The 22,159-nt window shown below is 56.8% G+C and carries 19 protein-coding genes; 12 read left to right on the forward strand and 7 right to left on the reverse strand.

The window, feature by feature from the left end; translation table 11 throughout:
• Nucleotides 1-64 precede the first annotated feature (64 nt).
• From IPM21_10165 to IPM21_10180, 4 genes are all read left to right on the forward strand, one after another.
• A complete protein-coding gene (locus IPM21_10165) occupies nt 65-706 on the forward strand; it encodes a DNA-3-methyladenine glycosylase 2 family protein (GenBank protein ID MBK9164262.1) in 642 nt (213 codons plus the stop codon).
• Nucleotides 706-1,272, forward strand: a complete 567-nt coding sequence (locus IPM21_10170) for a class I SAM-dependent methyltransferase (GenBank protein ID MBK9164263.1) — start codon at nt 706-708, stop codon at nt 1,270-1,272. Before IPM21_10165 ends, IPM21_10170 begins: the two co-directional genes overlap by 1 nt.
• Nucleotides 1,273-1,360: 88 nt before the next feature.
• Nucleotides 1,361-1,942, forward strand: coding sequence for a hypothetical protein (locus IPM21_10175; GenBank protein MBK9164264.1), 582 nt, complete (start codon nt 1,361-1,363; stop codon nt 1,940-1,942).
• Nucleotides 1,932-2,423, forward strand: a complete 492-nt coding sequence (locus IPM21_10180) for a hypothetical protein (GenBank protein MBK9164265.1) — start codon at nt 1,932-1,934, stop codon at nt 2,421-2,423. The genes IPM21_10175 and IPM21_10180 overlap by 11 nt, the downstream gene beginning before the upstream one ends.
• Before the next feature lie 54 nt (nt 2,424-2,477).
• Here IPM21_10180 and IPM21_10185 read toward each other — a convergent pair whose 3' ends face one another.
• Nucleotides 2,478-3,347, reverse strand: coding sequence for a DEAD/DEAH box helicase (locus tag IPM21_10185; GenBank protein ID MBK9164266.1), 870 nt, complete (start codon nt 3,345-3,347; stop codon nt 2,478-2,480).
• A 162-nt stretch (nt 3,348-3,509) separates the two neighbouring features.
• On the opposite strand from IPM21_10185, the gene IPM21_10190 reads away from it, so the two are divergent.
• The 4 genes from IPM21_10190 (at nt 3,510) to secA (ending at nt 8,290) form a co-directional block, all read left to right on the forward strand.
• Entirely contained in the window at nt 3,510-4,055 is a 546-nt protein-coding gene (locus IPM21_10190) for a hypothetical protein (GenBank protein MBK9164267.1), read from the forward strand.
• Nucleotides 4,028-4,840 carry a hypothetical protein gene (locus IPM21_10195; protein MBK9164268.1) on the forward strand — a complete coding sequence of 271 codons (813 nt, stop codon included), beginning with the start codon at nt 4,028-4,030 and terminating at the stop codon, nt 4,838-4,840. The genes IPM21_10190 and IPM21_10195 overlap by 28 nt, the downstream gene beginning before the upstream one ends.
• A gap of 15 nt (nt 4,841-4,855) precedes the next feature.
• Nucleotides 4,856-5,308 carry a hypothetical protein gene (locus IPM21_10200; protein MBK9164269.1) on the forward strand — a complete coding sequence of 151 codons (453 nt, stop codon included), beginning with the start codon at nt 4,856-4,858 and terminating at the stop codon, nt 5,306-5,308.
• 171 nt (nt 5,309-5,479) lie between these two features.
• Complete coding sequence (secA, locus tag IPM21_10205; GenBank protein MBK9164270.1) at nt 5,480-8,290, forward strand: preprotein translocase subunit SecA; 2,811 nt, start codon at nt 5,480-5,482, stop codon at nt 8,288-8,290.
• Nucleotides 8,291-8,404: 114 nt separating this feature from the next.
• On the opposite strand, the gene IPM21_10210 is transcribed toward secA, so the two are convergent.
• Together IPM21_10210 and IPM21_10215 are read right to left on the reverse strand one after the other, a co-directional pair.
• Nucleotides 8,405-8,932 (reverse strand): nuclear transport factor 2 family protein, encoded by a 528-nt coding sequence (locus IPM21_10210; GenBank protein ID MBK9164271.1) that lies wholly within the window; start codon nt 8,930-8,932, stop codon nt 8,405-8,407.
• Between the two features lie 331 nt (nt 8,933-9,263).
• Complete coding sequence (locus tag IPM21_10215) at nt 9,264-10,073, reverse strand: nuclear transport factor 2 family protein (protein ID MBK9164272.1); 810 nt, start codon at nt 10,071-10,073, stop codon at nt 9,264-9,266.
• Nucleotides 10,074-10,465: 392 nt separating this feature from the next.
• Between IPM21_10215 and IPM21_10220 the strand changes: the two genes are divergently transcribed.
• Nucleotides 10,466-11,017 carry a hypothetical protein gene (locus tag IPM21_10220; GenBank protein MBK9164273.1) on the forward strand — a complete coding sequence of 184 codons (552 nt, stop codon included), beginning with the start codon at nt 10,466-10,468 and terminating at the stop codon, nt 11,015-11,017.
• Nucleotides 11,018-11,093: 76 nt separating this feature from the next.
• On the opposite strand, the gene IPM21_10225 is transcribed toward IPM21_10220, so the two are convergent.
• Entirely contained in the window at nt 11,094-12,365 is a 1,272-nt protein-coding gene (locus tag IPM21_10225; protein ID MBK9164274.1) for a dipeptidase, read from the reverse strand.
• 263 nt (nt 12,366-12,628) lie between these two features.
• Between IPM21_10225 and IPM21_10230 the strand changes: the two genes are divergently transcribed.
• Entirely contained in the window at nt 12,629-15,586 is a 2,958-nt protein-coding gene (locus IPM21_10230) for a PAS domain S-box protein (GenBank protein MBK9164275.1), read from the forward strand.
• A 49-nt stretch (nt 15,587-15,635) separates the two neighbouring features.
• Here IPM21_10230 and IPM21_10235 read toward each other — a convergent pair whose 3' ends face one another.
• Complete coding sequence (locus IPM21_10235) at nt 15,636-18,080, reverse strand: prolyl oligopeptidase family serine peptidase (protein ID MBK9164276.1); 2,445 nt, start codon at nt 18,078-18,080, stop codon at nt 15,636-15,638.
• The gene (locus tag IPM21_10240) at nt 18,077-19,066 is read right to left on the reverse strand and encodes a serine hydrolase (GenBank protein MBK9164277.1); all 990 of its coding nucleotides are present in this window, start codon (nt 19,064-19,066) and stop codon (nt 18,077-18,079) included. The genes IPM21_10235 and IPM21_10240 overlap by 4 nt, the downstream gene beginning before the upstream one ends.
• A gap of 109 nt (nt 19,067-19,175) precedes the next feature.
• On the opposite strand from IPM21_10240, the gene IPM21_10245 reads away from it, so the two are divergent.
• Complete coding sequence (locus tag IPM21_10245; protein ID MBK9164278.1) at nt 19,176-20,477, forward strand: amino acid permease; 1,302 nt, start codon at nt 19,176-19,178, stop codon at nt 20,475-20,477.
• Nucleotides 20,478-20,642: 165 nt separating this feature from the next.
• Nucleotides 20,643-21,050, forward strand: coding sequence for a hypothetical protein (locus IPM21_10250; protein ID MBK9164279.1), 408 nt, complete (start codon nt 20,643-20,645; stop codon nt 21,048-21,050).
• Here the strand turns inward: IPM21_10250 and IPM21_10255 are convergent.
• On the reverse strand, nt 21,047-22,078 hold the full coding sequence (locus IPM21_10255; GenBank protein ID MBK9164280.1) for an NAD-dependent epimerase/dehydratase family protein: 1,032 nt from the start codon (nt 22,076-22,078) through the stop codon (nt 21,047-21,049). The genes IPM21_10250 and IPM21_10255 overlap by 4 nt on opposite strands.
• Nucleotides 22,079-22,159: the final 81 nt, after the last annotated feature.

A 22,159-nucleotide genomic window follows, 5' to 3' on the forward strand; every position in this document is an offset into this window, starting at 1 on the left:
GCCGGCCTTCATTCCGTCGATAATCTGCTTGCCGCGAAACAGCGATCAATTAGAAATTGATATCATGCAGCATCGAGATTTGTTGAAACCCTTGAACGCAAGAACGCTCACGGTGGCGTGCGACGAGATTGGCCGACGGTGCCCGCACATGGCTGCGGTGCTTGAAGCGCACGGGACGCCGCCGCTTTGGGACAGGCCGCAGGGTTTCGCGACGCTCTTGCAGATCATTCTGGAGCAGCAGGTTTCGCTTGCCTCGGCGAAGGCGTGCTTCGATAAGCTCGCGCGGCATCTAGGAGCGGTCACGCCCGACGCCGTGCTGACGCTCAATGATGTTGAACTCCGGTCGATCGGTTTCAGCCGCCAAAAAGCGTCTTACGCCCGGCATCTGTCAGAAGCGATCTTGGGTAGCAGTATCGACCTCGAAGCCATCGCCGGCCTGCCGGATGCGGACGCAAAGGCCGAGCTCCAGCGGCTCAAGGGCGTCGGCGAATGGACGAGCGACATCTATCTACTGATGGCATTGCTACGGCCGGATGTGATGCCCCGCGGCGACATCGCCCTGCATACAGCGTGGCACAAGATCTCGGGCGAGCCGAAGCCGCAGGCAGACGAATTTCTAGCCATCGCCGAACGCTGGCGGCCCTTCCGCTCGGCGGCGGCTAGGCTGCTATGGCATTATTATTTGAGTGAAAAGGGTTTTCGATGATGAAGATACTCGACGTCGGCTGCGGCGTTAACAAATTTGAAGGAGCGATCGGGCTCGACAATAACCCGCGGACCGGTGCGGATGTTATCCACGACCTCGGCGTTGTGCCGTACCCGTTTCCGGACGACGAATTTGACCTGATCATCGCCAGCCACGTAGTCGAACACGTGCCGGACGTGATGGCGTTCATCGGCGAGCTCCACCGCATCACCAAGCCGGGCGGGCACATCCGCATCGCCGCTCCGCACTATTCAAACGCCGATTGGGCAAACGACCCGACCCACCGCAACCACATCAATAGCTACACCTTCAACACCTTCCAGCCCGGCCGTCAGGTGTTCGACTTTTATACCGACGTGCAACTCCGGCCCGTTTCGGTCTATTGCTCGCTGGCGGGGCTTTGGAAGGCACTTGGCGTCGAGTTTCTGGTCAATCTCGATCGGCAAATGCCCTCGATGCGGTTCCTGCGGAAGTTTTGGGAGCAGTATCTTTGTTACCTGATGCGCGGGAAAGAACTTCGGTTCGAATTTGAGGTGATCAAAGACACTGAGGCGAAAAAAAGCTGAGCTAACAAAAATTATTGGCAAACCGTTAGGGTATTGTGATACATCTGTAAATTGGTCATCTATTTGATCCCATCTGATTTGAGGTTTTATGCGCATTAAAATTCTTGCCTTTTTCGCACTTTTCGCAGTCGCCATTGCTTACGGCTCCACGCCGTCCGATTCGGTCTCGGCCAAAAACGCCAAACGTGTAAAGACCAATCAACTGGTTTCGATGCTTCCGGCATCGGATGCGGTAATGACCTTCGACGTCAGCCGCGGATTCGCCGAGGCGTTCCCGTTCATTCTGTCGTCAAAGCCGGATATGCTCAACAAATGGATGGGCAAGCTCGGCGAATTTGAGCAGAAATCGGGCATCCAGCTTCGGTCGTTCGACCTGGTCGTCGCGGGTATGACCGTAGCGCAGACCGGCAAGGGCAAGTACGACATGGCTCCTGTGATGATCGCCCGCGGCAGCGGCAGCTCATCGGCCGTGATCGCCGCAGCAAAGCAAGCCGCCGGCGGAAAGTATAAGGAAGAATCGATCAACGGAAAGACCATTTTCGTTTTCTCGTTTAAGGAATATGCACAGAAGAAAGCCGATGATGCGGCAACCAAAGACCCCGAAAATAAGGGGATGATCGACAAGGCCCTCGGGCTTCGCTTCGACCGAAATGGCGATAATGGCGATTGACGGAAACACCCTCGCCGCCGGCATTCCGGAACGAGTCCGCGAGATGGCAGAAGGCCGCTCGAAGATCGGCAAGGATGTGATTGACCTGCTCAACAAAAAGCCTTTCGGCGTTATGAACTTTGCGGCAAAGGTGCCTACGGGTATGAGCGATTTCCTGCCGCTTGATAACGACGAACTCGGTTCGAGCATCGACGCCATCCAGACCGCCTATGGCAGCATGGACATCGTCGCGGGCGAGATGCAGATGGGCATGACCGCCCGGACGAAGCAGCCGGCACAGGCCGAGCAGCTCTATGACACGATGGAAGTGATGCAGAGCTTTGGCAAGATGGCCCTCGGCAGCTCAAAGCGGCCGGATCAGCAGCTTTACGCGCGGCTCATCGAGCGGGTCAAACTTTCCCGTAACGGCTCGGACGTGTCATTCGACATCAGCGTTCCGCAAACGGACATCGACCAACTAATGGCGATATTGGTGAAGTAGAATTCGACTTAAAGATTGAAAAGAAGCGGCTGTCCGGAAAACGGGCGGCCGTTTCTAGTTTCGGCGGCGGCGATAGTTTTCTCCGTCGGAGTTGCGTTTCGCGGCCATTTGGTCGATGCGGGAATCATATTTGCCGGTGGCATCGAACAGCGGAAAAAGCTCGAGATCTTTAGATAGATATGCCGCCCGAAGCTCGACCGGCCGCGTTCCCGCCCGATTGATCACACGAACACGCACACCGCGGACCTCGGCCATCCAGTTGGCAAATTCCTCCGCCCGTCCGACGGTCGCCGAAAGTAGCAGCATCCGGATCCGCGGCGGCGTCAGGATGATCGATTCTTCCCAAACGTGCCCGCGTTCCTCATCGGAAAGGTAATGTGCCTCGTCAAGGATAACGAGATCGGTTCCGACCTCCGCCCCTTCGCGAAGGGCATCAAAAAGCTGATTGCGAAAGATCTCGGTCGTTCCGACGATCAGCGGTGCACCGGAGTTCTCCTTGCGGTCGCCGGTCAGGATGCCGACGTTCTCGGCTCCGAATTCGTCGGAAAATTCGAGATATTTCGAGTTGGTAAGGGCCTTCAGCGGCGTTGTGTACCATGCCCGCTTGCCGGCGGCGAGAAGGCGGCGGATCTCTTCGCGGGCGATCCAGGTTTTGCCGCTGCCGGTCGGAGCGGTGACGAGCACGTCCTCGTTTTCTATCGCCGCCAGTGCCTCAAGTTGGAACGGATCGGGAGCAAAAGGGACGGGCTCCGGCACACCAATACCGTCAAGCAGGCGGCGAACCTCCGCCGGATCGCTCCGCGGGCCGCGTGGGGCCGAATCGGCATGCGAACTTTTCCCTGCAAGCCGCCGTTTATCTGTCCGTTCATTCTTTCTAGGGCCGCTTCGGCGGCGGGAACGGTTTCGGGAATCGGAGCGTGGCATCGTGGAACTAAAAAATCGTCGGCGGGTACGTGCAAAATCCTTTCAAAGCCCTTGCCGAAGTGTTAGAATTCTCGTTTGCATCGCAACGAATTTGCGATGTTTTGCGTCTAATTTCACGTAGCCAGTAGTTTCGGCCGTTATTTATCGGAAATTATAGCAGTTATGAGCCAAGAGCAATCATACATAGGGACAGAAAATGCCGTTCAGACGCCGGCAGGAAAGGAGTTTCTCCAAAATTACGAACTTCGCGGATGGCAACTCTCGCCGCGGATCTATAAGATCCTGGGCGTTTCCGTGTTGGCGAACCTGCTTTTCTTTGGAGTTGCCGGCCAGACCAGCCTTTTGACAATGAAGGGCTGCGAGAGCCCGTTCGTCGGCCGCGTTTGTCAGGTACTCGACACGGTTTACGTTGGAGCGGTGCTTTTTGGCACCGACCGCGAATTCGTTGATGCGTCTTATGAGCGGATCGACCTCGGCGAGGCGGATATCACATTTGTCGACGTCACCGGCAGACCGGGCCGATCGACTACCCGGAAGGATATTTCCAGATCGCGAACCCCGAACAATTTGCCGCGATGCAGGCCGCGAATGATAACCCGACATTCGGCTTTAATCCGACAACACCTGTTTACACTCCGCCGCCCGCACCACCCGGCGGCGTTCTTAGCAGGGCTCCGCGTTTGCCGAAGGCGAACCCGAACGCGGTAAAGGGAGACGATCTTGATTCGCCGTTCAAGATCGAGGACGAAACTGCGGATGCAGGTGACGACAAAGGCGGAAATAAGCCGCCGCTCGGAAATACTAACACCAACGGCCAGGTTGCGAATGCGAATACGAACCCGCAACCGGTCAACCCGACCGACCCGCTCGCGCTTCCTGAAATGATAAACAGGCGGCCGCTCGTCGATCTTAGCAATATGATCAACGATGAGCGTGCCAAGAACCAGCTTGACCTTCAGTCTGAGTTTGAACTCTCGGCCCGCGGCAAGCTCGACAAGAACGGCCGGCTCGATCCAAAGAATTTCCGTTACATTAAGGCAAGTGGCGAAGATGAGCGGATGATCAACATCGTCAAGGCCTCGATCGAGGCGGTCAACGTTGCCGGGTATCTCCAATATCTCCGTGACCTGACCGGCAAGGACCTCTTCCTTGATCTCAGCCAGAACGAAACCGATATCTCGGCTGTGATCCAATCCGAAGTGGAAACCGAATCGCGGGCAAAGGCGATAAAGTCCACGCTCGAACTTGGCATAAGCATCGCGAAAAACCGGAAGTTGGCCGAGAACGCCGACCAGAACGACAAGGATGACCTTGTCCTGCTTGAAGGGGCAAAGGTCGAGGTCGAAGGCAAGCGTGTTATAATCCGCTTCGTTGTTCCGAAAGATGTTGCTCATCCAATGATCGAGCGAAAGCTTGCGGAACAGGCAAATGAAGCGAAAAAGCCGAACGGCAACGCCGGTATGCGTCCGGCGGACAAGACGGCGGCGAAATAGGCTAGAATACTCATCTTGGAAACAAAGCGGACACAAAACTCGGTCATTTTCCTCGCGACGCTGGGCGTTTATATCGGCCTATTGATGGCCGGCTCGTCGGCGGGGATGATCGCGCAGCAATCGGCGGCGATGACGAGGAACTTTGAACTCAGTGAGGAGTTTGAGGTTCTCGATGAGTTTGACCGCGACCCGCAGCCGGAAGTTCCCGAGTTCGTACCGGAATCGGCCGAAGAAGCTCTTTCCGGGGCTGCCGTCGAGTCGCTCGTCCGCGTTTATCTTTCCCAGTATTTCGTCGAGCCCGCGGCCGACAGCTTTTCTTTCCAGATCCCTGTTCCGGACGCGAAACCGCTTCCGGACCTCAACCTTCACACAACCACTTTCTGGTCAAACGATGTCGGCCGCTCTGCCGCATTCGGCTCTTCCTCGCTTCCTCGTTCCTCGTTGATTTCCGTGGCTGCTTGCATTTAGCAGCGGCGGGAAGTGTTCTATTCTCGCCTTTCCATCAACAATTTTCGTTAAGAGTTGCGGTCGAACATTCGATCGTTCAAAGTACAGACTTTGGTCTGCTTCCGATATAAGGCAAGCAAGCCGGTTTGGTAAAGCACGATCGAGAGCGGACTCTAAACACAAGAGGAAAAAATGGCAGTTAACAGTTTTGCAGATAAATTGGTCAAGAAGATCTTCGGATCTTCGAGCGATGTATTTCTTAAAAAGGTCAAACCGGTCATCGTTGAGATAAACGATTGGGAGCCGAAGATCCAGCAGCTCTCGGATGACGAGCTTAAGGCCCAAACCCCCAAGTTCAAAGAGCTTATCGCCCGCCGGCTTGACGGCATCGAGGATAAAGACGAACGGCGTAAAGCCGAACAGGAAGTGCTCCACGAGATACTTCCCGAAGCATTTGCAACGGTCCGCGAGGCCTCGAAACGCGTTACCGGGATGCGGCACTTTGATGTGCAGATGATCGGCGGCGTCGCGCTCCACCAGGGCCGGATCGCCGAGATGCGAACGGGTGAAGGTAAAACGCTCGTCGCGACGCTTCCTTCTTACCTCAACGCACTCACCGGCCGCGGCGTCCATGTCGTTACGGTCAACGATTACCTCGCTTCCCGCGACTCGGAATGGATGGGCCGCATCCACAAGTTTCTCGGCCTCGAGGTCGGCTGTATCCAGAACGACATGGATGACTTTGCCCGCAAGGAAGCTTACGGCTTTGACATCACTTACGGAACGAACAACGAGTTCGGCTTCGATTATCTCCGCGATAATATGAAGTTCGATGTCGAGTCGCTCGTCCAACGCGATCACTACTTTGCGATCGTTGACGAGGTCGATTCGATCCTCATCGACGAGGCCCGGACGCCGCTCATCATCTCGGGCGCGACGGATGACGCGACGGATAAATACTACGTCGCCAACGACGTTATCCCGCGGCTCGAAAAGGGCCACAAGGACGAGGAGACAAAGGTCACGACCGGCGATTACCTGGTTGATGAAAAGAACCACTCGGCCGTTCTGACCGAACAGGGCGTCACGAAGGCGGAAAAACTGCTTGGCGTTGAAAACCTCTACGATCCGGGCAGTATGGATCTGCTTCATTGCGTTGAGCAGGCACTCAAGGCCCACACGCTTTACAAGCGGGACCATCACTACGTTGTTCAGGAAGGCGAGGTCATCATCGTCGATGACTTCACCGGACGCCTCATGCAGGGACGCCGCTGGTCCGATGGTCTTCACCAGGCCGTCGAGGCAAAAGAAGGCGTTAAGATCGAGCGGGAAAACCAGACACTCGCGACCATTACGCTTCAAAACTACTTCCGAATGTACGAAAAGCTCTCGGGTATGACCGGTACGGCCGACACGGAAGCCGAAGAGTTCAATACGGTTTACGGGCTTGATGTGGTCTCGATCCCGACCCATCGACCGATGGTCCGCAAGGATGGCTCGGACGTCATCTACCGGACGCTTGCCGAAAAATGGAACGCGGTCGTCGAGGAGATCCAAGAGCTCCATAAAAACGGGCAACCGGTTCTCGTTGGTACGGTCTCGGTCGAAAATTCTGAGATCGTCGCCGATCGGCTCAAGAAACTCGGCGTGCCGCACAACGTGCTCAACGCCAAATACCACGAACGCGAGGCCGAGATCATCGCACTCGCCGGACGAAAGGGTGCGGTCACCATCGCAACCAACATGGCCGGCCGCGGTACGGACATCCTGCTCGGCGGTAATCCGGAAACCCTCGCAAATGATTACCTCAAGCGGATGGAGATCAATCCGGATGAGGCGACGCCGGAACAGTTTGAAGAGCAGCTTCGCAAGGCAAAGGCGGTTGTTGCAAAAGAGCACGAAGAGGTCGTTGCCGCCGGCGGGCTGCACATTCTCGGTACCGAGCGGCACGAATCGCGTCGCATTGATAACCAGCTCCGCGGGCGTGCCGGCCGGCAGGGCGACCCCGGTTCGTCGCATTTCGTCCTCTCGCTCGAGGACGACCTGATGCGCATCTTCGCCGGCGACAAGGTCCGCTCGATGATGCAGTGGCTCGGGATGGAAGACGGCGTTGCGATCGAATCGAAGACCGTTTCGAAACAGATCGAGCGTGCCCAAAAGGCGGTCGAGGCTCGCAACTTTGAAACACGAAAGCACGTTCTCAAATACGACGACGTGATGAACCGCCAGCGTGAGACGATCTACAAGCTCCGCCGCCAGTTGATGTTTGAAGAAAATCACCGCGAGTATCTGCTCGGGGAGACCGGCGTCGCCCGCGACCTTCTCCACGACCTGACGGACAGCATGCTGAGCCTGACGATCAGCCCGGATCAGTGGGACATCAACACTTACGCCGCCGAGATCGAGAGCATTTACAAGGTCGATCCGGCCCGCGATGCGGGCGTCGATTTCCGCACGATGAACCCGGATCAGATACAAGATCGCATCTGGGAAAAGGCAAAGGTGGCCTACGAGGTAAAGGAAAAACTCGCCGGCGACGAAGCCTTGCGTGCCTATGAGCGTTACATCATGCTCAACATCATCGACTCGCAGTGGAAAGATCACCTTGCCTCGATCGACCAGGTAAAGCAGGGCATCGGGCTCGTCGGCTACGGGCAGAAAGACCCGCTCGTCGAATACAAGAAGCAGTCCTTTGAGATGTTTCAGGACATGCTCGACCGCATCGATTCGAACACGACCAAGGCACTCTTTCATCTTGAGGTCGTATCTCAAGACGAACAGGAAGAGCGTGCCCGGCTCGAACGGCTCGCCCAACAGCGTGCCCGAAGGCAGGCCGCCGGAATGGCATTTACCGGTGCGATGGCAACCGCCACCGCCGCCGGCGATACCGAGGACGTCCGGCACACGCCCTTCAAACGCGACCAGCCAAAGGTCAAGCCGAACGACCCCTGCTATTGCGGCTCAGGCAAGAAGTTCAAAAAATGCCACGGCGCAGGGGCCTGACGTCAAGTGGAAGGGGGCGGACATCATCGGATGCCGCCCCTTTTCTGGCCTACGTATTTTGTTAGAGACCGAAGTTGACTTGGTGAGTATCCCTCCCGGTCTATAATTTCCCTTTTAGGAACCGGCCTTGATATTAGTTATCTGCGCCCTTGAGAACTTCCAACCATCGGCTCCCTTGACTACGATCCAGGTTACCATCGAATTCACATCCTCGGTCTTACCGTCGGTGGTGGATTTTCCTGACGCCTTTCCCGTTACAACAGCCGCGTCACCGGTCGGGTGCATACTGACTTTCATGTCGTCAAACTTCAACCCTTCCATCTTAACCTTGCCGGACCTGATCTGCTCGGTGCGCGATGCCTTTGTCTGTATCTGCCCGTTGCCATCGATTAATGAATAGTCATCAATGTAGAACTTTCCGATGGCATCTGCGTCGTTCTTATTCAAAGCCGCTGCAAAGTCGTCCATCATCTTCTTGACCTCAGTCTCAGCTGCCGCGGTATCCGCAGCCTTCGGGGCCGCATTGCCCGCAGTATTCGCGGCCCTGTTCGAGGGGGCATTTGTGGCAGCAGGTTCGCCGCACGAAATGAAAACCAACGACGACAACGCAACAAGCGCGGTTGCGATCAATCTATTTGTCATATTGTTCTCCGGGGAAAAGTAATGGATGCCCAAATTGAGCAAACGCAGACGGCCGTCGCATCCGAATGACGGTCGCTGGCTCAGAGACCAACAGAATTGGTTTTTTCGGAAGTCAGAAACTTTATACTCCCAAAACGACCATCGGTCAAGATACCCGACAGCCTGCATCTCCCTGGCTTTCTTCCGTGATCGAAATGGCGAGAACCAATGCAAACTTCAAGTTCTCGCCGGGTTCATCACGCGTAGATTCGCCCGAGCCTGTCCGACGGATCGAAGAAGAGCGTGCCCCACAACGGCAACACGCTCTTTTCTTGGTTATTTGCAGTCGAGGTTATTGGATAGGAACTCCGGTACTCGACCAGGCCTGCCAGCGCCCGTCGCGTTTGATCCACGTATCCGTGAAGCGGATCTTGCGGTCGTAGGCAACGCCCTTCTCGTCCTTTCCCTTGTACCGATAAATACCAATAACGCGCGCCCGGTCCCCGACGACATGTATATCGAGATCGGACGTCTCCGCCAGTTCGATCGTTCCCTTGTCGTTAATGGTGTCCGCAATGTCCTCGGCTTTGCCCAAGACCTTTCCAGTCATTGAACTCACCCCGACAAAATCATCGGCAAAATTTTTCTCGAACCAGGCCTTGTCCCGCCGCAGATTTGCATCGTTCCAGTCCTGTTCAAGGTAGCCAATTGTCATCTGATCGTTCATTGCGTGTCCGGTGGTGCTTACGACCTGCCAGCGTCCGCCCCGCTTTTCAAGGAAGTGGATGCTTCGCGTCCAGAACGTCTCTGTTTTGCCGCTAGGCGAAGTTGCAGTAATGATGTTCCGGTGCGTGATGGTCGCGGTATTCGCGGTACAGCCAAAAAGGTAGCGATCGTGAACCGTGGGGACCGCATTCGCCGGGCCACCCGCCTGTGCGTTCTGCATCGTATTCTCGATCGTGGCAGCTTTGCCGATCATATCGGGCATCGAAACAAACTCGTCTGCGTAGATCGCGTTCAGTTTCGCCCTGTCACCGGCTTGCCCGGCTCGTGCCCATTCCCGGTCAAGGGCCTCGAGGGCCGACTTATCCGACTCCGAGCACACCGCTAACGACGTTCCTGCAAGTACCGCAAGGACCAAAGTGGTCAAAATTATTTTCATTGGTTTTCCTCCCATCCTTTGCAGGCAATTTTGCCGTCGAGAAAAAGCTCGGGGCGGAACCGCCTGACATAGGAAAGTGATGTTCGGGGGACGAGAATGCGGCGCTGCCGCAACATCAGCCAGCGGCAGCGCTCTCGTTAAATTGTTGAGAGGTGATGCGCGAACTCTATTTCACTTGCGGCCGCGAGTCAAGGCCGGGCACCGTGAAACTTCGGTTGAGATGATTCGCATTAACGATGCCCCTCCGGACGCATCAAATGCGAAGGGGGACGTTAAGCGTTTCGGTTATGAGTCGTTCGGGTATAATAGGAAAATCGGGTAGGCTAGAGTAGATATCATGATCCTGTCCTCTAAATTCGGAGGACGCCGTTGACCCACAAAATCTTAACCCTATGAATAAGGCACCTTTGTTTTTGGTATTTGCGTTGTTGTTTGCGGCTGGGGCTATTTCTGCCGAAGGGCAGATCGCGAATGCCGGCCCTTCAAAGTTCAAGGGTGTCGAGTATGCATTTGACCCGAAAGTGGTTCCGGACCACGATCCGCAGACCGTTTTTGTCGTGTTTTACGGCATCGGAAAGCCGGGTTACGATACTGCGACCGGCAGGCCGTACCGAGTAGAAAAGCGACGCATTTTCTCTCGGATCTATCGCCTCAACGATCTCCCTTACGGGTATAACTGGAACTCGCTGTCGCTCGCTCCGGCCCAGATGGCTCCGCTTTTCTTTGATCACCTGGTCAAGAATTACGACTTTGACCGAAACAACCACGACGTAAAGATGATCTACGGCCGACATCTTTCGACGCTTGAGAACCAGTTGGTTGAGGTGATCGGCGGTATGAAACCCGGCGATGTACTGATCGCGGACAAGACGTTTTCGTTCAAATACGCCGACCGCAACTACGTCCGCCCGTATTCCTTCGAATACAAAAGCCCGGTGCAATAAGCTTCTGCGGAAGGTTTAAAACAAACTCGAACGGCTCGGCCAACATTGACCGTGCCGTTCGCTCTTTTGATTCAACTTATTTTTTGAGCTTCATCAGGCTGCCGTCGGCTGAGACTCGGGTACCGCGGGCTACCCGCTCGGCCTGTTCCATTGCCCGGAGCATATTTCCGCCCAGCACCATCAATATCTCTTTCTCGGTGTAACCGCGGCGGAGCATTTCGTAAGTGACCAGCGGAAGATCTTCGACTCCCTTCATCGGCGGATTGAGGAACGGCACGCCGTCGTAGTCCGAACCGATGCCGGCGTGTTCGATGCCGGCGACCTTTTTGATGTGGTCGATGTGGTCAACAATGCGTTTGTAATCAGCAATGTAAATGGGATTCGCCGCCATCAGTTCGTTCTCGGCTTTAACAAACGCAGCATAGTCGTCCTTATACCGCTCGCGGAGGGCAGCGATCTGATCGCGAAGCCGAGTCGAGCGCTCGCTTTGTTCCTTCGCGGTGCGTTCATCAAGAAACGCCGGATAGAAGACGACCATTATCACACCGCCATTCTGCGGAAGCCTCTTGAGCACATCGTCCGGGACATTGCGGGTATGGTTCGAAACGCCGCGGGCACCCGAGTGCGAAGCAATGATCGGCGCCTTCGTTATGTCGAGCGCGTCGTGCATCACCTTATCTGAAACGTGCGAGATGTCGATCAGAATACCGAGCCGGTTCATCTCGCGGACGACCTCTTTGCCGAAATCCGTCAAGCCTTTGTTTCGCTTCTCGTCGCCGTGAGCATCGGCCCAGTCATGCGTGACGTTGTGAGTCAGCGTCATATAGCGAACGCCGAGGCGATGGAAATTGCGGAGTGCGTAGAGCGAATTCTCGATCGCATAGCCGCCTTCGATGCCCATCAGCAAGCAGATCTTGTTCTGCTTTTTCGCCTGCCGGATCTCGGCCGCGGTCGTGCACTTCACAAGGTCGTTGTGCCGCTCGATCTCGCGATTGGTGACGTCGATCAGCTCCATCGCCCGCCGCATCGAGCCGCCGGTCTTGAGCGTGTTGCCCGAGACGTAGATCGACATGAACTGGCCGGTCATGCCGCCGGCCTTCCAGCGATTGATGTCGGTATGGATCGGGTCGCCACCGAGCTGCATCATCCCGCGGGTATCGGTCGCGAGGTTGAGGTCCTGGTCCATCATCGGGCCGGTGATGTCGTTATGGCCATCGACGATGATCGCTTTCTTATGGATCTTCAATGCCTGGGCCCAGAGCTTCGGGTCGGCATCGGCCGGCATCGTCTGAGCGGCAAGAGAAACTGTGAAGTTCAGAATGAACAAAAATGACAAGAAACTTTTCATATTGGTCGCCTTTAGGAACCGGAGAGTGTCTTAATGTTAAGACTTTTTGGCGAATTTTTCCATTGCGGCGTTTGGTATGGCGGTTGCAAATAGAAATCGTTGCCCGTAGCGGTTTTACGGATCATAAAGCTTGATTTTACAGTTATCAGCGGCTCCCGACCGTTTGCTGTAGGCTTTCGCCTCCCTGCAAGTAACAATTCGTGATAGCTGGAAAGTGACGCATTCTGTCACTTTATGACCGTGTACAAACTATGGATCATCTAATGGACCTCACCTCACCGTCCCTTGATGAAGGTTCGCCTGAGCTCAACACCGCAGACATTCCGCCCCGGAGAATGAAAGGCCAGACCGATTATCGCAGCTTGATCGAGAACCTGCCGGTTCTCTTTTACGTCGTTGATCCCAACCCGCCTTATTCGCCGCAGTACGTAAGCCCGGCCTTCAGCCGCTTTGGCTATCCGCTTGAGATGTGGACGTCGGACCCGGACGTCTGGCTCCGCATCATCCATCCGGAGGACCAGGAATGGGTCTTTTCGCAGACGACGGAATCGACCGAGAGCGGCGAAGAGGTCGACTACGAATACCGGATCTTTGATGCTGCGGGCGAGCTGCATTGGGTCCGCGACCGAGGCTGCCTGATGCGCGATGATGCGGGCGAGGTGATATTCCGCGAGGGCGTAATGCTCGACATAACCGGCCGAAAGATCGCCGAGCAGGCCGTCGCCGAAAACGAGCAGCGGTACCGAACGCTTTTTGAGAACGCGAACGATGTCATCTACGTCCACGACCTCGAAGGCAATTACATCTCGATGAACGCGGCGGCCGAGCGGGTCTTCGGATATCCGCGCGAAGAAGCTCTTCAGCTTCATATGTCCGAGATCGTCGCTCCGGACCAGCTCGAACTTGCGAAGCGGAAGTTTCAGGAAAAGCTCAGCGGTGATGCTTCGCAGACCGTCTATGAACTCGATTGCATCCGCAAAGATGGGTCGCGGCTGACGCTCGAGATAAACAGCACGGTCATCTACAAAGACGGCCAGCCCATTGCCGTGCAAGGGATCGCACGCGACATAACCGAGCGGCGGCAATCCGAGGAGTCGCTGCGTGATAGCGAAGAGCGCTATCGCGACCTATTTGAGAACGCGAACGACATCATCTACACCCACGACCTCCGCGGCAATTTCACCTCGCTCAATAACACCGGCGAACGGCTGACAGGCTATTCACGCGATGAGGCACTGCAGATGAACATCGGGCAGGTCGTCGCACCGGAGTCGCTCGCCTCCGCCCGGGAGATGACGGCCCGAAAGCTTGCCGAAGGCCAGTCAACGACCTACGAGATACAGATACTCGCCAAGGACGGCCGTCGAGTGCCACTCGAGCTGAGCACCCGCCTGATATTGAAACGCGGAATGCCGGTCGGCGTTCAAGGTATCGGCCGCGATATTACCGAACGCCGAAGCGCCGAGGAAGCCCTGCGGAGCAGCGAGCACAAGTTTCGGCAGCTCGGCGAGGGCATTTATCACCAGGTCTGGACGGCAGAGCCCGACGGGCGGCTTGACTACGTAAATCAGCGGACGGTCGAGTATTTCGAACGGCCGGCGGACGAGATTCTCAGTGCGGGCTGGCATGGCCTGATCCATCCTGACGATGTGCAGACGTGCCTTGTCGAGTGGTCAAACTCGCTCGCGACCGGAAAGTACTTCGAGGTCGAGTTCCGGCTTCGACGGCACGATGGCGTTTATCGCTGGCATAAGGCGAGGGCCAATCCGGGGCTCGACCCCGATGACCGAATAACGAAGTGGTTCGGTACGAACACCGACATCGACGACCAGAAACAGACAGAAGAAAAGCTCAACTATCTCGCCCGTCACGATGCATTAACCGGCTTACCGAATCGGCCCGAATTCATGAACCACCTTCGCGGTGCGATCACGCGGGCGGAAAAGACAGAGGCGGCACGCTTTGCCGTTCTCTTCCTCGACCTCGACCGGTTCAAGGTGATCAACGACAGTCTCGGCCACATCGTCGGCGACAAGCTGCTGAAGGCGATCGCCGACCGGCTAAATGCACTGATCCGCCCCGGCGACGTCGTTGCTCGGCTTGGCGGCGATGAGTTCGTCATCTTGCTAAATCGAACGGGCTCACGCGAAGAGGTCGTTAAGGTCGCCGACCGGCTGCAGGCAAATCTCGAGCGGCCGTTCAATATTGACAGCTATGAGGTCTTTACCTCGGCGAGTATCGGCATCATTGTTTCGGACGAGATAATGCGCGAACCCGAGGACTTTCTCCGCGATGCGGACTCGGCGATGTACCGTGCGAAAGAATCAGGCAAGGCCCGCTATGAGATCTTTGATCAGGAGATGCACGTCAGAAATCTCAACCTCCTGCAGGTCGAAACCGACCTCCGCAAAGCGGTCGACAGGAGCGAGTTTGAGGTGCTCTACCAACCGATAGTGGACATCACCGATGGGACCGTCTGCGAATTTGAGGCCCTTATTCGCTGGCGACATCCCGAGAACGGGCTTGTTCCGCCGGATGAGTTCATTAGCGTTGCCGAAGAGACCGGGCTGATCGTTCCGATCGGAAAATGGATCTTGAACGAGGCCTGTGCGAATCTCGCCGCATGGCAGGAGACGACGGTTCAGCGGCTTTCGGTAAGCGTGAACCTCTCGGCAAAGCAATTGATGCATCCGTCGCTGATCGGCTGCGTCGAAACGGTTCTGAACGAAACCGGGCTCGAGCCCGGGCAGCTAAAGCTTGAGGTAACGGAAAGCACGGTGATGGAGCAGAGCGAGCGTTCGCTTCGCGTGCTCCGCGAGCTCGATGGCCTAGGCGTGCAGCTCGCGACCGACGACTTCGGCACGGGCTATTCCTCGCTCAGCTATCTCGCCCGGTTCCCGTTTGACCGGCTGAAGATCGATCGCTCGTTTATCGACAAGATGATCATTGACGACAAGAGCTCGGCGATCGTGAAGACCATTTTGATGCTCGGCGAGAATCTTGGGATCGACGTCGTTGCCGAGGGCATCGAAACTCCGGACCAACTTCGGCGGCTTCAGCTATTAGGCTGCCGGCTTGGACAGGGCTATTACTTCTCAAAGCCGGTCGCCGCCGTCATGGCACGCAAGCTTATCGGCAAGCGGCCCGGACGAATGCTCGAACTCGGCCCGCCGCCGCTTCCCGCCGGAGCGGATGTCGTCGAACTTCGCGATGTTCAATAAGAAAAGGCCGGTCGCAATGCCGGCCTTTTCTATTTAACACTTTCGTGTATCAACGTTCAGCCGCGGCGGCCTGGCCTCGCGGCTTCGCATTTTTCACATGGCGGTCAAACCAGGCGATCTGCTCGGCTATCGTATGCCCAACCGATTCGCGGGCGCTATAGCCGTGCGATTCGAGCGGCAGCATGACCAGCCTCGCAGTTCCCCCATTGCCGCGAATCGCAGCAAAAAGCCGCTCGGACTGGATCGGGAATGTGCCCTGATTATTGTCCGCCTCACCGTGGATAAGCAGGATCGGCTCGTTGATCTTGTCCGCAAAAAAGAACGGCGAGACATCTGTATAGATCTTCGGAGCTTCCCAAAAGGTCCGCCGCTCGTCCTGAAAACCGAACGGCGTCAGCGTCCGGTTGTAAGCACCCGAGCGGGCGATGCCGGCACGGAAAAGGTCCGAATGGGCAAGCAGGTTCGCCGTCATAAAGGCTCCGTAGCTGTGACCGCCGACTCCGACGCGTTCAGGGTCAACAACGCCCATCTCAACGCCCTTGTCGATCGCCGCCTTTGCCGAATCAACCACCTGCTTGACGAACGTGTCGTTCTTCGTCTCGGGCGTACCGACGATCGGCATCGTCGCGTCATCGAGCACGGCGTAGCCGTTCAGCAGAAAGAAGAGATGCGAGGCACCGCCGATCTGCGTGAATCGATTGGTCGAGCCCGTCACCTGGCCGGCAAGGTCGCCGCTGGTAAAGCTCTGCGGGTATGCCCAGACAACCGTCGGGAGCCGCGTTCCCTTCTTGTAGCCCGGCGGCAGATAAAGTGTGAACGAAAGGTCAACGCCGTCGGCCCGCTTGTAGCGGACAAGCTCTTTGGTGATGCCGCGAAGCTCGGGCGAAGGGTCTTTGAACTCGGTCAATTGCCTGTAAGCCAAGGCCGTGCAGATCTTTCCGGGAGGGCAGACCTGCCGCAGGAATAAATTTGGCGGCTCGGTCGTCGATTCCTTTCGGGTGATGAAGTTCATCCCTTCGTCATCGAGCATCGTGACGAACGCTTCAAACTCCTCGGTGCCTGACCGGAAGATCTCGCGGGTCTCGAGTGTATTAACGTTCATCGCACGCAGAAACGGCCGATCGCCCTCGGGCGAAGCGCCGGAACCGGTCAGGAATATCTCATCGCCATTCTGGACGATCACCGAGCTTCCGTTTGCGAGCGTCTTGCTGATCGGCGCTCCGATGTCGTTGTACCGGTCCGTGACGTTCAGGTCCGAGATAAGCTTCATCTTGCTCGGGTCGTTATGGTCCGTCATGAAGATGCGGCGGTGCTGGCGGTCGCGGTCAAAGTCGTAGAAGAGCATTGTCCCGGCGCGTTCGCCAAAGCCGCGGCCCTGATAGCGATGCTCGATCTTTAGCAGTTCTCTCGCGTTGCCGGAGAACGGTGCGGCCATCTTCATCAGCCGGTCGCGATGCTCGGCCTTCTGCCGCGGGTCGCCGCCGTCGAGTGCTTCGGCCCACATCAGCGTTGCGGGTTCGGTCGGTATCCAGCCGATGCCCCGCGGCCCGGTCGGTACGCCCTGCACCGGCAGCTGGTCCTGGAGCGGTGATTCGTGAACTGCCTTGACCATGCGGCCCGAGGCATCCCAGACCTCGGTTATCCGCGGGAAACGCGAGGCGGGGAAGAGATACGAGAATGGCCGCTTGATGGTCGTGACGAGAAAAAAGCGTCCGTCCGGTGACCGCGAGAGTTCGCCGTAGATCGCTGGCTTTCCGATCCGCGTCACCTGCCCTTGCGGCGTGATGATCGCCGGCTGCGAGGTGGCAAAATATTCGAACAAGGCCTCATCATTCGGGCTTCTCAGCAGGTCCTGAAATGTGGCGATCGCACCCGAACGGCCCGCCGTTTCCTGAACGTTCGGCTCGCTCGGCACAACGTCGCGATACTCCGGCGGAGCTCCGCGTCCGCTCGGCACAAGCATCGCCGCAAGTGCGTTCGGCCCTTCCCAACTGAAGCCGCCGTAGGCCGTATTGACTTGCACGTTCGGGACTTTCGTAGCCTTTCCGGTTGCCGTTTCGATTAACCAAAGCTCGACGCCCTTGTCCGTCACGTTACCTGCTGCGATGTACTTGCCGTCCGGCGACCATGCGGGCGAAACGATCTTCGCACCGGCCGGAAGCTGCACGCGGCGGACCGTGCCGTCGCTGATGTTCTGAAGGCTGACACCCGAGAAATAGTTCTGCCGGTGCTGGGCGTTCGTCCGCGGATTGATCCTCAGTCCCGCCAGCCGAAGCATCGGCTCGGCGAGTTCCGAGACAGGCGGATAGCGGATAACATCGAGCAACGCGATGCGGTCACGCGAAGGTGCGATCGACGTTGCCGGCGGTGCCGGAGCGTTGAGCACGTCGAGAACTTCCTTCGGTGGCTGCTTATACGAGCCCTGCCCAAAGGCGGTCACCGAAAGCGAGCCGACGATCAAAAGTGCAAAAAGCGAACTTAGTTTCCTTGTCATTTTTTCCTCATTCCCTCGATCAATTTTCCGACTATCAGCGGGATGATGTCTTTGTTATTCGAATTGTTTTCAGTAAAGACGGCGACGGCAAAACGGAGGCCGTCCGGCGTTTCGATGTAGGCCGCGTCGTGCCGCGTCCGGCTTGTCCATCCGGCCTTGGACCAGAGCTTTGCGCCCTCGATCTTAAGGTCGAGCAGTGCCCTGCCGGCAAAATCGACCGCCTGGCTGTTCGCCTCGCGGCCAGTCGCATATGGGTCGCGTTTGAGCACCTCAAGCATCTGCTTGCTTCGTTCGGGAGAAACGGCGAGCCCGCGGGCGATCTCCGCCATCAGCCGTGCCGAGGCATTTGCCGTCAGCATATTGCGGTTCTGTCCGCGATAATCCCGAAACTGCTGCTCGACGCCGTAGGCATCTTCGCAGTGTGTTTTCTGGTTAACGTTGATGTTCGTGTAGCCCATCGCGGTAAAGTAGCGGTTCATCCGGTTCCGCCGGTAGGACCAAAGCTCGAACTCCTTCACGGGTAGTTCGCCGCCGCTTGAGGTATTGGTCAGGACGTCGACGATGTACTGCGTCGCCTCGTTAGAGGAGGTGACGATCATATCGCGAACGCCGCGTTCGAGCTCCTTTGTCATCGTGAGCTTCCCATCGGCGAGCTGCTGGTGAATCGTCACAAGATAGAACATCTTCACGACGCTCGCCGGATAGATCCGTGACTCGCCGCGATGCTCACCCCACTTTGCCGCGTCGCCGCGAAGGTCGATGAGCGAAACGGCTACGTCCTCTAGCTTCAGCCCTTTTGCCGCAGATACTTCATCGACCGCCGACTTGACGAGCGAATCCATCTCCGCCGATCGCTCCATCGCGAGCCGCTTGTAGCCCTTTGAAGGAACGATCTCCGTCTCACCCGCCGGCACCTGTGCAACAGCGCTAGCGGCGACGAAAAGAGCACATAAAACCGAAGCGAAAAGACGATTTGGGTTGGACATAAGACGAACCGAGCGGGAGACTCTGAACCGTGTTGCTTTACCTGACTTTATTTTCAGAGTATAAACGAAAAGCGTCTCTCGAAAAAAGCAGCGCCGAGCTCAATAAAAAATGACAGAAGAAAAGCTTGTCCGCGGGATCAGCCGATGGGACCTCACCGCGATCCTGATCAACACGATAATCGGCGCCGGTATCTTTGGGCTGCCCGCAAAGGTCCATGCCTTGATCGGCACCTGGAGCCTGGTCGCCTTCTTCGCCTGTGCGATTATCATCAGTTTTATCGTCGTCTGCTATGCCGAGGTCTCGAGCCGCTTCACGGCAACGGGCGGGCCATATCTCTACGCCCGCGAGGCATTTGGGCCCCTCGTCGGTTTTGAGGTCGGCTGGCTTTATTGGATCGTCCGGGTTACGTCCTTTGCCGCAAACTGCAACCTGCTGATCACCTACTTCGGCTTTTTCGTCGCCGAGGCAGACAAGGGCGCGTTTCGCGTCGCCATGATCTCGGTCATCGTGCTCGGCATTTTTGCCGTTAACCTCGCCGGCGTAAAGCAATCGGCGATAATGACCAACATCTTCACGGCCGGGAAGCTGATTCCGCTCTTTGTTTTCGTCGCGGTCGGTATTTTCTTTATTAACCCGGCAAATTTCACCTTTGACGCGGTGCCGGAATACGGAGCCTTTACGAGTGCGGTGCTTCTATTAATATACGCATTCGTCGGCTTTGAGGTCGGCGTTGTGATGGGCGGCGAGACGAAAGACCCACAGCGGAGCACGCCCTTCGCGCTCTTTGTTGCATTGGGAATAGTGGCAACGCTTTACATTTTGATCCAGGTGGTCAGCATCGGAACCCTGCCGGGGCTTGCCCAATCGGAGCGCCCGCTCGCCGATGCCGGTGCACTTTTTCTCGGCACATTCGGTGCTGCATTTATCACGGTCGGAGCATTGATCTCGATACTCGGCAACCTCAACGTCGGTTTTCTCGGCAGCTCGCGACTTCTCTTCGCAATGTCGGAAAAAGGCGAACTGCCGGCCGGGCTTTCGCGGACTCATGAGCGGTTCAAAACCCCTTGGGTCTCGATCCTCCTGACCTCGGTCGTCATATTCTTCCTTACGATCTATTCAACGTTCCTGACCGCACTCGCCATCGCGACCATCACGCGTCTGCTCGTTTATGCGACAACGTGCCTTGCCCTCCCGGTCTTCCGCCGCCGCGGCGATGCACCGGAGGCCAAATTCTCAGCCCCGCTCGGCATCTTGGCCGCGGTGCTTTCGCTCGGTTTGATCGCCTGGCTGTTGACCCGCGTCGATTTCAACCGCGAGGCAGTTCCGATCATCGTCGCCGCGGGCATCGGACTCGTTATCTATTTCATCCATAAAGCATTTGACCGCAGGCCGAAGGCCGATGCGTCTTAAAGGAATGAAACCTCTTCGTGCCCTTTGTGCAAACCTTTGCGTACATTGTGTTTAGCGATTTCTTAAACACAGGGCACACGAAGAGCGGGCACAAAGTTCACAGAGGTCAAAGATCTCATTTCAGTATATTGGGTTGTAGTAATGACAACGACTAAACGACTCTGGATACTCCTCGCATTTGCGTTGACTCTCTTTAGCTTCCCGGCGGCCGGGCAGGCGGTCGAGGATTCGAGCCGGCGGACGCTCGGTTACATAAGCACGAGCGGAACGGTCGAGGATTCGTCCCGGCGAACGTTGGGTTACATCGGTGATGATGGTGAGGTTGAGGATTCTTCGCGGCGGACGCTTGGTTATATCCGCAAGGATGGAACCGTCGAGGACAGCTCGCGACGCACGCTCGGATATATACGATCCGGCGGCGAGGTCGAAGATGGCTCACGGAGAACTCTGGGGTATGTTCAATCGGACGGGACCGTCGAGGACGGCTCGCGGCGGACGAAAGGTTACGCCAAAGGCATCAAACGCGAATGGGCTGCTGCGTTCTTTTTCTTCTTTTTCCGGCCGGCGGACTAATTGAAAACGTTGGCCCCGAGAAATTCTTTCCTCAAGTAATTGATCGTTTCGTTAAGCGTTTCCTGCGGATCGCGGGCTAAAAATCCGAGCTCTTCGGCGGCCTTTGAGGAATCGAGATACCAGAAGTGCTCGGCCTGCTCGACCTCGCCCGGCTCGACCGGCGATGCTCGGTTCCAGTTCCTAAAAACAGAATCGACGATGCCCGCTCCGGCGACGGCAATGTTCTTCGGAACACGTATCCGCGGAGCAGCAACGCCGCTCAAACGCTCAAGCCTGCCGAAGAATTCCTCGAATTTTAGGTTCGCCGCTCCCATCAGGTATCGCTCCTGATGCCGTCCTTTTTCAGCCGCATTGATCGCCGCCGCCGCAACATCGCGGGTATCGACAAAGCTCAAGCCGCCCGATGGGCAATAGGGTATCTTGCGGCCAAGGAAATCGAGCACGATCTTTGTCGAGCTAAGGCGTTCATCGCCCGGTCCGAGCAGCAGCGTCGGGTTGAGGATGACGAGCTTGCGGCCCTCGCCGTCGAAATTCTCAAGCGCCGTTCGCTCCTGATAGTACTTCGAAGCGTAATAGGCCCAGCGGGAGATTATCTCGACCGGTGGCGGGAACGATTCGTCGATCACCTGTTCATCTTCGCTGACGGCTATCGTCCCGCTCGAAGAGGCGAGCACCATCGTCTGTACTCCGGCCGCGGACGCCGCTTCGCAAAGAATACGCGTGCCCTCGACGTGAATTTTATTCATCGCCGCCGCGTCGTCGTTATCTCGCGAGACCTTGCCGGCGAGGTGATAGATCACGCTCGCATCTTTAACGGCCTCGCGAACGCGTTCGCGGTCCGTCACCGAACCCGCAAAGGGCTCGACGCCTGCATCGGTCATCCACTGCGGAATGCTCGAAGCCATCACCCGAAGGTTCTTCTCACCCGCCGCCAGAAACTGCCGCACGATCTCCGCACCAAGAAACCCGGTCCCGCCGGTAATGAGTATCTTTTTTTCGGCCTTCGCCGTGGTCTTTTTACGAGCCATTTCGATCTATTTTGCGGCGTAGCGGAGCTCCGGCATTTGCCAAAGCTCCGCGATCCCCGCGCTTCCTGCGTTGAAAACTGC

The organism is Acidobacteriota bacterium (assembly GCA_016716435.1).
Taxonomy (GTDB): domain Bacteria; phylum Acidobacteriota; class Blastocatellia; order Pyrinomonadales; family Pyrinomonadaceae; genus OLB17.